Origin of the sequence: Massilia varians (assembly GCF_027923905.1) — a bacterium.
GTDB classification, from domain to species: domain Bacteria; phylum Pseudomonadota; class Gammaproteobacteria; order Burkholderiales; family Burkholderiaceae_D; genus Telluria; species Telluria varians_B.
This window is the reverse complement of sequence record NZ_AP026966.1, coordinates 1,524,005-1,537,562: the sequence shown is the minus strand read 5'-3', so window position 1 is coordinate 1,537,562 and position 13,558 is coordinate 1,524,005. Positions and strand designations below refer to the sequence as shown.

The window sequence follows — 13,558 nt, the reverse complement described above, 5'->3', positions numbered from 1 at the left end:
TGCAACAGTCGCGGCGTCTACCTTACCATCGTACTGACCTCTCGTCTCCCAGCAGCACGGCGGGCAATTCTACCGCACGACGCCTGCCGGACGGCAAAAACCACACCGGATCGACACCATGCACCCAGCTTCGCCGTCTGTACGTTCCCGCTTCCTCCAGCGCTGGCTCGGCGCCGACCCTGCCCGCCCCGCCCTGCTCGACGAGGCCTGCCGATTATCCCTGTCCAGCGTCGACCTCGGCGCCTTGTTGGCACGCGAACTGGACGCTGGCCTGCCGCTGCCGCGCGCCATGCGGCGCCTGCGCAACCTGCTGGTGTGCGGCCTGATCCGGCGCGACCTGGAAGGCCTGGCCGACCTGGACGAGGTGGTCACGGCCATGACCCGCTTCGCCGACTTCGCCATCCGGACCCATACCGAGGCCCTGGGCGCGGAACTGGTCGCCGCCCACGGCATGCCCATGGGCGATGAATCGGGCCGGCCCCAGCAGCTCATGGTGCTGTCCATGGGCAAGGGCGGCGGCGGCGAGCTGAACGTTTCCTCCGACATCGACCTGATCTTCGTCTACCCCGAGGATGGCGAGACTGCTGCCGGCCCTGGCCAGCGCCAGCTGTCCAACCACGAATTCTTCGTGCGCCTCGGCCGCCGCCTGATTGCCACCCTGTCGGAAATCATCGAGGATGGCTTCACCTTCCGCGTCGACATGGCGCTGCGTCCCAACGGCAATTCGGGCCCGCTGGCGGCCAGCCTGGCGATGGTCGAGGAATACCTCATTGTGCAGGGCCGCGAATGGGAGCGTTATGCCTGGGTCAAGGCGCGCGCGGTCACCGGCGACCCGGAAGACATCGCGGCGCTGGACGCGATCGTGCGTCCCTTCGTGTTCCGGCGCTATCTCGACTTCGGCGTGATCGATGCGATCCGCAACATGCACGCCCAGATCCGCGCCGAGGTCAAGCGCCAGGAGCGCCTGCACCCCGAGCGCAGCCACAACGTCAAGCTGGGCCGCGGCGGGATCCGCGAGATCGAGTTCCTGGCCCAGGTCTTCCAGCTGATCCGCGGCGGGCGCGACCCGGCGCTGCGCGAGCGCTCTACGCGGGCTACCTTGCGCCTGCTGGCCGAGCGCGAGCTGCTGCCCGAGGACACGGTAGCGCGCCTGCTCGAGGCCTATACCTTCTTGCGCAACCTGGAACACCGACTGCAGTACCTCGACGACGCCCAGACCCACACCCTGCCGGCCAGCGAGGAAGACCGCCTGCTGGTGGCGCAGATGATGGGCCTGCCCGACGTGGCGGCCCTGCTGGGGCGGATGGAGGAACAGCGTACCTACGTGGCCGCCCAGTTCGACGCGATCTTCGCTGACAAGGCCGAGCCCGCCGATTCCGAGGCCAGCCTGCTGGCGGACGATCCGGAAAACCGCGAGGCGATCGCCGCCCGCCTGCTCGAGCTCGGCTACGACGACCCGCCGGGGGCGGCCGCACGCCTGGTCGCCACCCTCCAGGGTCCGCGCCTGACCAGCCTGCCCGAAGCCAGCCGCGCCAGGCTGCTGGCGCTGGGCGACGCCGCCCTCGGCCAGATCGCCACCGTGGTGGTTGAGGCCGGGGTCGGCAGCCACGCCGCCACGCTCGGGCGCCTGCTCGACTTCTTCGAGGCGATCGCGCGCCGCTCGGCTTACCTGTCGCTGCTGACCGAATACCCGCACACGCTCGAGCGCGTGATCCGGATGATGAACGCCAGCGGCTGGGCCGCCACCTTCCTGACCCAACACCCGATCCTGCTCGATGAACTGCTGGACGACCGCAACTCGGGCGTTGGCGACATGGGCCAGCTCGCCGTGCTGGCAACTGAGCTCGACGAGCAGTTGAATGCCGCCGCCGGCGACACCGAGCGCCAGCTCGACATCCTGCGCGAAGCCCACCATGCCCAGCTGTTCCGGCTGCTGGCCCTGGACCTGGCCGGCGAACTCTCGGTCGAGCGCCTGGCCGACCACCTGTCCCTGCTGGCCGACACCATCGTCGGCGCCACCGTCCGCCACGCCTGGCGCACGGTGGCCAGCCGCCACCGCGAGGAACCGCGCTTCGCCGTCATCGCCTACGGCAAGCTGGGCGGCAAGGAGCTGGGCTATGTGTCCGACCTCGACGTCATCTTCCTGTTCGACGACGAGGACGAGATGGCGCCGTCCAACTACGCCAAGCTGGCGCAACGCTTCATCACCTGGAACACCGCCCACACGGCGGCCGGCATCCTGTTCGACATCGACACCGCGCTGCGCCCGGACGGCGCCAGCGGCATGCTGGTGTCCACCGTGGCCGCCTTCGAGCGCTACCAGCACGAATCGGCCTGGATCTGGGAACACCAGGCCCTGACCCGGGCCCGCTTCTGCGCCGGCGACGCCGCCATCGGCGCCCGCTTCGAGCGCATCCGCGACGCGGTGCTGCGCAAGGACAGGAGCGGCCAGGAACAGCAGCTCAAGGACGAGGTGCGCGCGATGCGCAAGCGCATGCGCGACGCCAACGTCAATCCCGGCGCCCTGTTCGACCTCAAGCAGGACGAAGGCGGGATGATCGACATCGAGTTCATCGTCCAGTACCTGGTGCTGCGTCATGCCTCCCAGTATCCGCAATTGACGGCGAACTCCGGCAACATCGCACTGCTGAAGCTTTCCGGCGAGCTCGGCCTGATCGACCCCGGCCTGGCCGCGGAGGCGGCAAGCGCCTATCGCGCAATGCGGCGCCTGCAGCACCAGGTGCGCCTGCAGGGGCAGGAAAAGGCGCGCGTCGATCCCCAGCTGCTGGGCGGCCACCCGGATGCGGTGCGGCGCCTGTGGCAGGCCTGTTTCGGCGACTAAATGCCCTCTCGCATGCCTGCGCCAGACTGGTGCAGGCGCTCCATCCCCATGCAATTTTTACCCATGGCGCACAGTCATCGTGCGCCATTTCTCTATTGACTTTCGAGTCAGAGATTTACATGGAGTAATTGTTGTTTTTTGTTCAGATGTGACCGCCCCGTATATTGACATTGATCAACATACAATGCTTTGATACAGGTGTGTATGCACATCGGCATTGCTGCCTACCCGTGGCATGCCGCGCCACACAAGTTGCAACTTTTGAAAACATAAATCGCGTTTCGTCCAAAACGCAAAGATGGAGAACACATGCAACAACGAACCAAGATCGCGTTGGCAGTCGCCGTCGCCCTCCAGTCCATGGTTTCCGTCGCTCAGGCTCAAGAGGTCCTGCAGCGCGTGGAAGTCACCGGCTCGCGTATCCGCCAGGTTGACCTGGAAACGTCGCAGCCGGTCCAGGTGATGACCCAGGAACAGATCCAGAAGACCGGCCTCGTCACCGTGGGCGACATCATCGCCAACATGTCCTCGGCCGGCTCCCCGGCCTTCAGCAAGGGCGGCACCCTGACCTCGAACCGCGAAAATGGCGGCCAGTATGCCAACTTGCGGAACCTTGGTTCGCAGCGCCTGCTGGTGCTGGTCAACGGCAAGCGTTGGACCCAGACCGTGGCCGGCTTCACTGACATGTCGACCATTCCGTCGTCGATGATCGAGCGCATGGAAATCCTGAAGGACGGCGCTTCGTCGATCTACGGTTCCGACGCGATCGCAGGGGTGGTCAACATCATCCTGAAGAAGTCGATGGAAGGCGGCCAGTTGAGTCTGTACACCGGCCGCAACGAGTCCGTCGCCGACGGCCGCAACAAGGATTTCTCGTTGAGCTATGGCGCCGGGAACGACAAGGCTTCGCTGATGTTCGGCCTGTCGCACACCGAGTCCGGCGCGGTCTGGTCGCGTGACCGCGAGTTCACCGCCTACTCGCGCACCAATGAATTTCCGCTGGAAGGCCTGGGCGGCGGTCCATGGGGCCGCATCCGCCAGGTCAGCGCTAGCGGCGGCGCCACCGGCTTCGACCGCATCCTGAACCATACCGGCGACCAGAACAATCCCGGTATCGGCCAAGATTCGCGCAATCCGGCCAACTACCACAATGTCGTTGGCGGCGCGCCGATCGCGGCCGACAACTTCAACACCACCAGCCAGATGATGTTCGCGATGCCGTCCAAGCTCGACACCATCTTTACCAAGGGCGAACTGCAGTTGCCTTACGACATGCGCTTCGTGAGCACGGCGATGTACGCGCAGCGCAAGAGCCTGTCGACCGTGGCCGGCTATCCGCTGAGCTCGACCTCGCAGAGCAAGTACCCGGTCTATATCGACAAGGACAGCTACTATAACCCGTACGGCAACCAGGTGGCCGGCGCCGGTCTCGGCCAGGACCTGTTCTTCTATCGTCGCACCATTGAGGTGCCACGCGAAACCCGCAACAGCAACCGCACCCTCCACATCGACGCGACGCTCGAAGGCAGCTTCGAACTGCGCTCGTTGCCGTGGAACTGGAGCGTGGGCTACAACCACAGCAAGGTCGACGGCGATACCCAAAATACCGGCAACCTCAACCTGCTGAACCTCAAGCGCGCCCTTGGCCCGTCCTTCCGCAACGCAGCAGGCACGATCCAGTGCGGCACCGCGGCGAACCCGATCCCGCTGGCCGATTGCGTCCCATGGGATATCCTCGGCGGCCCGACGGCGGCAACCCCGGCAGCGCTGAACTACGTCATGTCGGTTGGTGGCTATAACTACAGCAGCAAGGTCGACAGCGCCACCGCCGACATCAGTGGTGAACTGTTCCAGCTGCCGGCAGGAGCCCTGGGCATGGCGGCCGGTATCGAACACCGCACCGTGGAAGGCAAGGACCTGCCGGGCCAGTTCAACCGTTCCGGCTACTCGACCGACTTGGCCGGCAACCCGACCAGCGGCCGCTACACCGTGCGCGAAGCATATGCCGAGCTGAACATCCCAGTGCTGAAGAACCTGCCGTTCGTCGAATCGCTGGCCTTCAACCTGGCCACCCGTTATTCGGACTACAGCAACTTCGGTTCGACCAATAACAGCAAGTTCAGCTTTACCTACCGCCCGACCAAGGACCTGATGTTCCGCGGTACCTGGGCCGAGGGCTTCCGCGCCCCGACCGTGGGCGACAGCTTCGGTGGCGGCCAGCAGAGCTTCGACAGCTACCTCGACCCATGCGATACCGTCTACGGCGACGCAGCGCGCAATACCACGGTGCTGGGCCGTTGCAACAGCGGTTTCGGCGGCGTCGTCGGCACGCCGGCGGGCTTCCGCCAGCGTACCCAGACCGGCGCGAACATCACCTCGAGCTCGAGCGTGCAAAGCTCGGTGCCGTTCAACGTGGGCGCAGGCAATGCCACCCTGCAGCCGGAAACCGCAGTCACCCGCACCCTCGGCACGGTATTCAACCCGTCGTTCGTCCCGGGCTTCTCGGCCGCGATCGACTGGTACAGCATCCAGATCAGCAACCGTATCGTGGGCGTGTCGTCGAACTACATTCTCGGCGAATGCTACAATCAGGGCCAGGCGAATTTCTGCTCGCTGATCACGCGTGACGCAACCGGCATGGTCGTCGACCTGCGCCGCGGCAATGCCAACCTGGGCCAGATCAAGACCGAAGGCGTGGACGTCGAACTGCGCTACCGCCTGCCGCGCTTCTCGTGGGGCCAGATCAACCTGCGCAGCGAAACCACCTACCTGGACGAATACTCGACCAAGAGCGGCCCGACCGCCCAGTGGATCGACTATTCGGGTGACTACGACTTCCACCGCTGGAAGTCGAACTTCACCACCGACTGGTCGCTGGGCAACTGGAGCGCGACCTGGGGCGTCCGCTTCCTGAGCGACGTCACCGACACCTGCCTGAGCATCCCGAATCGCTGGCAGTGCAACGAACTGACTACCCGTCGCCCTGGCGCAACCTCGGATGGCGCGAACCGCCTGTCGTCGCTGACCTTCCATGACATCAGCGTCGGCTACAAGTTCGCCTGGAACGGCAACGTGCGCGTCGGCGTGAACAACGCCTTCGACAAGAAGCCACGCTTCACCGTCCTCGGCGCAGCGTCCTCGACCTATGTGGACGCCGACCTGCCGATCGACCGCTTCATCTACGTGCGCTACAACCAGTCGTTCTGATCACGTAGTTAGCGGTATCAGCGCAATTTAATTGCGTAGCGAGCCCGCCCGGCGCAAGCCGGGCGGGCTTTTTTGCATTTGAACAAGTGATAAGAACGTGTCAATAGTAAATTCAATCGTGCGCGTAAGTACACAATTTAGCAACAATTGAGGTATTAACAACCCAGATTCCGTTGACAGTGATGCATATCGAATGCTTTGATTGCTGACTTGAAAGTAATTCCAGTTAAAACATTGACTACTTTCAGGTGGTCGATAGACCTTCCCGGTGGCTTTGCTGCAAAACGGCACGGCTGCGTTTTCACCCAAGGAGTTTGGCAACATGATGGAAAAAATCTTGTCCCAGTCGATCCGCGTGATCTGCCTGGGCGGCATGACCCTCGGCATGACCGCCGCAATCGCACAGGAAGCTTCGCAGCCGCTGCAGCGCGTTGAAGTGACTGGTTCCCGCATCCGCCAGGTTGACCTGGAAACGGCACAGCCGGTCCAGATCCTGAACCAGGAACAGATTCAGAAAACCGGCCTCGTTACCGTCGGCGACATCCTGAACAACCTGTCGTCGGCCGGCGCGCCTGACTTCAGCCGCAGCGGCTCGCTGATCTCGAACACCGAAGCCGGCGGCCAGTACGTCAGCCTGCGCAACCTCGGTTCGAACCGCCTGCTGGTGCTGGTGGACGGCAAGCGCTGGACCCAGACCGTTGCCGGCTACACCGACCTGTCGACCATCCCGTCGGCCATGATCGAGCGCATGGAAATCCTGAAGGATGGCGCTTCGTCGATCTACGGCTCGGACGCGATCGCAGGCGTGGTGAACATCATCCTGAAGAAGAACATGGAAGGCGGCCAGCTGAACCTGTACACCGGCGCCTTCGAAGAAGGCGATGGCCGTAACAAGGACTTCTCGCTGACCTACGGCGCCGGCAACGACAAGGCGTCGCTGATGTTCGGCCTGGCGCACACCACCCAGGGCCGCGTCGACACCCAGACCCGCGAGATCACCGCGACTTCCTACGGCCCGGGCCACTTCGGCGACGGCTTCGGCGCCGCTCCCTGGGGCCGCATCACCCCGGTCAGCGCATCGGGCGGCTCGAACACCAGCGCAGCCAACGGCGGCTTCAACCGCATCCTGAACCACACCGGCAACTGGGACGGCAAGGGTGTCGGCGCCAACTCGCGCGACCCGAACAGCTACCACGCCTACACCGGCCTGAACGAGGACAAGTACAACTCGTCGCAGGACATGGACCTGCTGTCGCCGAACAAGCTCGACACCCTGTTCATCAAGGGTGAAGTCGCGCTGCCGAAAGACATGCGCTTCAAGACCACCGCGATGTACTCCCAGCGCGAGTCGACCCGCACCATCGCCGGTTATCCGCTGAGCTCGACCAGCCAGGCCAAGTACCCGGTCTACATCGACAAGGACAGCTACTACAACCCGTACGGCAACCAGGTTGCCGGCGCCGGCCGTGGCCAGGACCTGTTCTTCGCCCGTCGCACGATCGAGCTCAAGCGCGTCACCGAGAACGAAAACCGCACCCTGCACATCGATGCGACCCTGGAAGGCGAATTCAACTTCCGTGACACCGCCTGGAACTGGGACGTCGGCTACAACCACAACAAGGTCTCGGGCACCTCGCGCGACAGCGGCAACATCAACCTGCTGACGCTCAAGAAAGCCCTGGGCCCGTCGTTCATGAACGCCTCGGGCGTGGTCCAGTGCGGCACCCCAAACTCGCCGATCCCGCTGGCTGATTGCGTCCCGTTCAACATCCTGGGCGGCCCGTCGGCATCGACCCCGCAGGCTCTGGCCTACGTCAACACCTCGGGCGCCAAGACCTACGGCTCGACCATCAACAGCGCCACCGCCAACATCGGCGGCGAAATCTGGCAGCTGCCTGCCGGCGCCCTGGGCGTGGCAGTCGGCGTCGAGCACCGCGAAGTCAAGGGCTCGGACGTGCCTGACCAGTTCTCGCAGTCGGGCTACTCGACCAACCTGTCGGGCCTGCCGACCTACGGCCGCTACACCGTGCGCGAAGCGTATGCTGAAGTGAACATTCCGGTGCTCAAGGCCCAGCCTTTCGCTGAGCTGCTGAGCTTCAACCTGGCCACCCGCCACTCGGACTACAGCAACTTCGGCGTCACCAACAACAGCAAGGCCAGCTTCATGTACAAGCCGGTCAAGGACCTGCTGGTCCGCGGCACCTGGGCAGAAGGCTTCCGTGCACCGACCCTGGACGACCTGTCGGGCGGCGGTTCGCAGTCCTTCGACACCTTCCTGGATCCGTGCGACACCAGCTTCGGCGAAGCCGCGCGTAACTCGGCAGTGGCAGCGCGCTGCGTCAGCGGCTTCGCCGGCGTGCGTCCGACCCCGGCCGGCTTCCGCCAGCTGCGCCAGGCAGGCACCCCGATCACCAGCTCCGGTGGCGACCAGTCGCTGGTCGCGTTCGCTTCGGGCGCAGGCAACGCGTTCCTGACCCCGGAAACCGCGGTTACCAAGACCGCCGGCTTCGTGTACAGCCCGTCGTACCTGAGCGGCTTCAGCGTGGGCCTGGACTGGTACAACATCAAGGTCGCCAACCGCATCACCGCGATCGGCGCATCCTACGTGGCCAACCAGTGCTACATCCAGGGCGATGCCAACTACTGCAGCGTGATCCAGCGTGACCCGGTCACCGGCCAGATCAACCAGCTGTCGCGCGGCAACGCCAACCTGGGCCAGATGGAAACCGAAGGCCTGGACCTGGCGATCAACTACCGCTTCCCGCGTAGCGCCTACGGCCAGTTCGGCCTGCGCAGCGAAACCTCGTACGTCGACAAGTTCCGCACCCGCAGCAGCTCGGCCAACGAGTGGAACGAGTACGCCGGCGACTACTTCTACAACCGCGTGAAGTCGAACAACTCGGTTGACTGGGCAATGGGCAACTGGAGCGCCACCTGGGGCTTCCGTTACTTCAGCCCGGTCAAGGACCAGTGCTTCACTCCGACCGTCGAGTGCAACATGCCTAACGTCGAAACCGCTTCCTTCGGCACCGGCGCCAACAAGCTGGGCTCGGTCACCATCCATGACCTGAGCGTCGGCTACAAGACCGCGTGGGACGGCCGCATCCTGCTGGGCGTGAACAACGTCTTCGACAAGAAGCCGCGCATCGCCTACAGCACCCAGGCTAGCGGCGCGTCGGTCGACGTCGACCAGCTGCTGGACCGCTTCATCTACGTCCGTTACACCCAGAACTTCTGATGGGGTAACGCGCGGAACCCGTAAGGGTTCCCGTGACGACAATGCCCGCCAGGCTAGCCTGGCGGGCATTTTTTCGTCCTCCGGCAGGCTCGCCTGGCGGACGTTTCTTCATCGGGTATCATGGCGGATTACCCAGACAGCAGAACCATACGATGGCAATCAAACTCAAGAACGACAAGGACATCGCCAAGATGCGCGTGTCCGGCCGCCTCGCCGCCGAAGTGCTGGCGATGATCAAGGAATACGTGGTGCCGGGCGTCTCCACCGAGGAGCTCGACCGCCGCTGCAACGAATACATCCGCAAGGTGCAGAAAGCGACCCCGGCCAACGTCGGCTACCACGGCTTTCCCAAGACCCTGTGCACCTCGGTGAACGGCGTGGTCTGCCACGGCATCCCGAGCGACAAGGAAGTATTGAAGGAAGGCGACATCGTCAACATCGACGTCACCGTGATCAAGGACGGCTGGCACGGCGACACCAGCCGCATGTACTTCGTGGGCGAGCCCTCGCCGCAGGCGAAGAAGCTGGTCGACACCACCTACCAGGCCATGATGGCCGGCATCCGCAAGGTGGCCCCGGGCGCGCGCCTGGGCGACGTCGGGCATGCGATCCAGAAGCTGGCCGAAGGCGCGGGCTTCTCGGTGGTACGCGAATACTGCGGCCACGGCATCGGCCGCGTCTACCACGAAGAGCCGCAGGTGCTGCACTACGGCCGTCCGAACACCGGCCTGCTGCTCAAGGAAGGCATGACCTTCACCGTCGAGCCGATGATCAACCTGGGCGGCGCCGACGTCGACCAACTGGAAGACGGCTGGACCGTGGTCACCGCCGACGGCTCGCTGTCGGCCCAGTGGGAGCACATGGTGGTGGTGACGAAGAACGGCTTCGAGATCCTGACGCCCTGGCCAGACGCCTGAACACCACGACCGGGGTCAGGTCTGACATCTGGACACGAGCTGAGCAATACAAGCGGATAACGGTCGAGTTCGTGTCTGAATGTCAGACCTGACCCCCATAAAAAAACCGGCCGAGGCCGGTTTTTTTTCGTGCTGCTGCGCCAGGAATTACTTGGCGTTCATCAGGGCGACGGTGGTGTCCAGCATGCGGTTCGAGAAGCCCCACTCGTTGTCGTACCAGGACGAGACCTTGACCAGGCGGCCCGAGACTTTGGTGAGCGTCGCGTCGAAGTTCGACGATGCCGGGTTGTGGTTGAAGTCCACCGAGACCAGCGGGTCGGTGTTGTAGGTCAGGATGCCTTTCAGGGCGCCTTCCGAGGCCGACTTCATGATCTGGTTGACTTCATCGACGGTGGTGTCGCGCTTGGCGATGAAGGACAGGTCGACGATGGACACGTTGATGGTCGGCACGCGGATCGCGAAGCCGTCCAGCTTGCCGTTCAGTTCCGGCAGCACCAGGCCGACCGCGGCGGCGGCGCCGGTCTTGGTCGGGATCATCGACTGGGTGGCCGAACGGGCGCGGCGCAGGTCTTCGTGCATCACGTCGGTCAGCACCTGGTCGTTGGTGTAGGCGTGCACGGTGGTCATCAGGCCGGTTTCCAGGCCGATGGCATCGTGCAGCGGCTTGACCAGCGGGGCCAGGCAGTTGGTGGTGCAGGATGCGTTCGAGATCACGGTGTCGGTCGACTTCAGCACGTCCTGGTTCACGCCGAACACGATGGTGGCGTCGACGTCCTTGCCGCCCGGCGCCGAGATGATGACCTTCTTGGCGCCGCCCTTCAGGTGGGCCGAGGCTTTTTCCTTGGTGGTGAAGAAGCCGGTGCACTCGAGCACCACGTCCACGCCCAGCTCGCCCCATGGGATCTCGGCCGGATTACGCTGCGCGAACACGCGGATCTTGTCGCCGTTGACGATCATGTTGTCGCCTTCGACCGTGACGGTGCCCGGGAACTTGCCGTGAGCGGTGTCGTAGCGGGTCAGGTGGGCGTTCGATTCGGCGTTGCCGAGGTCGTTGATCGCCACGATCTGGATGTCTTGCTTCTTGCCACCTTCGTAGAAGGCGCGCAGGATGTTGCGGCCGATGCGGCCATAACCGTTGATTGCAACTTTGATCGTCATTGCTTTGCTCCTGATTATAGAAAAAAACTTTTTTCGTACCGCAGATGGACAACGGGCCGCCAAGAGGCAGCCCGCTGGAACGCTTTACGCCGCGATGACGCCCTTGGCCTTGGCCACGACGTTCTCGACGGTGAAGCCGAAATGCTTGAACAGCACCGGCGCCGGCGCCGATTCGCCGAAGGTGTCGATGCCGACCACAGCGCCTTCCAGGCCCACGTACTTGTACCAGAAGTCGGTCACGCCGGCTTCGATGGCCACGCGCGGGATGCCGCGCGGGAGCACACTTGCCTTGTAGCTCGCTTCCTGGCGCTCGAACACGTCGGTCGACGGCATCGAGACCACGCGCGCGGCAATGCCCTCGCCGGCCAGCGCGTCGGCCGCTTTCACCGCCAGTTCGACTTCCGAACCGGTGGCGATCAGCACGACTTTCGGCTCAAGCGCGTCGCGCAGCACGTAGCCGCCCTTGGCGACGTTGGCGACGGCGGCGCCGTCACGCTCCATGAACGGCAGGTTCTGGCGCGAGAAGATCAGGGTGCTCGGGCCGTCCTTGCGCTGCACTGCCGCGCCCCAGGCCACCATCGATTCGACGGTGTCGCACGGACGCCAGTTGTCCAGGTTCGGGATCAGGCGCAGCGACGAGACGTGCTCGATCGACTGGTGGGTCGGGCCGTCTTCGCCCAGGCCGATCGAGTCGTGGGTGAACACGAACAGCGAACGGATCTTCATCAGCGCGGCCATGCGCAGGGCGTTGCGGCTGTAGTCCGAGAAGGTCAGGAAGGTCGCGCCGAACGGGATGAAGCCGCCGTGCAGGGCGACGCCGTTCTGGATCGCGGCCATGCCGAATTCGCGCACGCCGTAGTTGATGTGGTTGCCCGGGATGCCCGAGCGCACCGCCACCGATTCCTTCCAGTTGGTCAGGTTCGAGCCGGTCAGGTCGGCCGAGCCGCCCAGGAATTCCGGCATGCTTGGCGCCAGGGCCTGGATCGCGTTCTGCGAGGCCTTGCGGGTGGCGATGGTTTCCTTCTTTTCCACGCAGGATGCGATGGCGGCATCCAGGGTTTGCTGGAAGTTGCCTGGCAGCTCACCCTGCATGCGGCGCTCGAATTCGGCGGCCAGCTCCGGGTGCGCGCCGCGATATTCGGCGAACTTGGCGTTCCATTCGGCTTCCATCTGTGCGCCGCGCGCTTTCGCGTCCCAGGCTTCGTAGATCTCGCCCGGGATGTCGAACGGGATCGGATCCCACAGCAGGTGCTGGCGCACGGCCGCGATTTCCTTGTCGCCCAGCGGGGCGCCGTGGACCTTGTCGCCGCCTTCCAGGTTCGGGGCGCCCTTGCCGATGATGGTCTTGCACATGATCAGGGTCGGACGGTCCGAGCCTTTGGCCTGCTCGATGGCGGCGGACACGTCGGCGACGCTGTGGCCGTCGATCTGGCCGATCACGTTCCAGCCGTAGGCTTCGAAGCGCTTGCGGGTGTCGTCGGTGAACCAGCCTTCCACCCGGCCGTCGATCGAGATGCCGTTGTCGTCGTACAGCCAGATCAGTTTGTTCAGGCGCAGGGTGCCGGCCAGCGAGGCCACTTCGTGCGAGATGCCTTCCATCAGGCAGCCGTCGCCCAGGAAGGCGTAGGTGTAGTGGTCGACCACGTCGTAGCCAGGGCGGTTGAATTCATAGCCCAGCAGCCATTCGGCCAGCGCCATGCCAACCGAGTTGGCGATGCCCTGGCCCAGCGGGCCGGTGGTGGTTTCCACGCCCGGGGTGATGCCCACTTCCGGGTGGCCGGCGGTCTTCGAGTGCAGCTGGCGGAAATCGCGCAGGTCGTCCATCGTCAGGTCGTAGCCGGCCAGGTGCAGCATCGCGTAGTGCAGCATCGAGCCGTGGCCGTTCGAGAGCAGGAAACGGTCGCGGTTGAACCAGCCCGGATTGGCCGGATTGTGGCGGTAGTGCTTGTCCCACAGCGCGACGCCGATCTCGGCCATGCCCATCGGCATGCCCGGGTGGCCGGAGTTGGCTTTCTGGACAGCGTCCATCGCCAGCGCGCGGATCGCGTTGGCCATCAGGGTGGTGGTTTGCGTAGATTTCATGAGCTTACGGTGGTCTGGATTGGAAAGCGGTGGCGTGCAGCTAGGCCGTAACCCTGTATTTTAGCAGACCAGGGGGCTGCCGAATTAAAATGCAGGTTTTCCCTCTCCGTAAAG

General features: G+C 64.2%; 6 protein-coding genes. 4 read left to right on the top strand and 2 right to left on the bottom strand.

Annotated elements, in window-relative coordinates:
• Positions 1–118: 118 nt before the first annotated feature.
• From glnE to map, 4 genes are all read left to right on the top strand, one after another.
• The gene (glnE, locus tag MasN3_RS07075; RefSeq protein WP_281913233.1) at positions 119–2,842 is read left to right on the top strand and encodes a bifunctional [glutamate--ammonia ligase]-adenylyl-L-tyrosine phosphorylase/[glutamate--ammonia-ligase] adenylyltransferase; all 2,724 of its coding nucleotides are present in this window, start codon (positions 119–121) and stop codon (positions 2,840–2,842) included.
• A 309-nt stretch (positions 2,843–3,151) separates the two neighbouring features.
• Complete coding sequence (locus tag MasN3_RS07070; RefSeq protein ID WP_281913231.1) at positions 3,152–6,049, top strand: TonB-dependent receptor domain-containing protein; 2,898 nt, start codon at positions 3,152–3,154, stop codon at positions 6,047–6,049.
• A gap of 322 nt (positions 6,050–6,371) precedes the next feature.
• Positions 6,372–9,287, top strand: coding sequence for a TonB-dependent receptor domain-containing protein (locus tag MasN3_RS07065; protein ID WP_281913229.1), 2,916 nt, complete (start codon positions 6,372–6,374; stop codon positions 9,285–9,287).
• A gap of 152 nt (positions 9,288–9,439) precedes the next feature.
• Complete coding sequence (gene map / locus MasN3_RS07060) at positions 9,440–10,204, top strand: type I methionyl aminopeptidase (protein ID WP_281913228.1); 765 nt, start codon at positions 9,440–9,442, stop codon at positions 10,202–10,204.
• Positions 10,205–10,351: 147 nt separating this feature from the next.
• On the opposite strand, the gene gap is transcribed toward map, so the two are convergent.
• Positions 10,352–11,362 carry a type I glyceraldehyde-3-phosphate dehydrogenase gene (gap, locus tag MasN3_RS07055; protein WP_027866900.1) on the bottom strand — a complete coding sequence of 337 codons (1,011 nt, stop codon included), beginning with the start codon at positions 11,360–11,362 and terminating at the stop codon, positions 10,352–10,354.
• Between the two features lie 84 nt (positions 11,363–11,446).
• Positions 11,447–13,444 (bottom strand): transketolase, encoded by a 1,998-nt coding sequence (gene tkt, locus MasN3_RS07050; protein ID WP_281913226.1) that lies wholly within the window; start codon positions 13,442–13,444, stop codon positions 11,447–11,449.
• Between the last annotated feature and the right edge of the window lie 114 nt (positions 13,445–13,558).

Bases quoted from the DNA above. Each gene is read 5' to 3' on its own strand.
- glnE (WP_281913233.1), top strand. From the start codon at position 119: ATGCACCCAGCTTCGCCGTCTGTACGTTCCCGCTTCCTCCAGCGCTGG.
- MasN3_RS07070 (WP_281913231.1), top strand. From the start codon at position 3,152: ATGCAACAACGAACCAAGATCGCGTTGGCAGTCGCCGTCGCCCTCCAG.
- MasN3_RS07065 (WP_281913229.1), top strand. From the start codon at position 6,372: ATGATGGAAAAAATCTTGTCCCAGTCGATCCGCGTGATCTGCCTGGGC.
- map (WP_281913228.1), top strand. From the start codon at position 9,440: ATGGCAATCAAACTCAAGAACGACAAGGACATCGCCAAGATGCGCGTG.
- gap (WP_027866900.1), bottom strand. From the start codon at position 11,362: ATGACGATCAAAGTTGCAATCAACGGTTATGGCCGCATCGGCCGCAAC.
- tkt (WP_281913226.1), bottom strand. From the start codon at position 13,444: ATGAAATCTACGCAAACCACCACCCTGATGGCCAACGCGATCCGCGCG.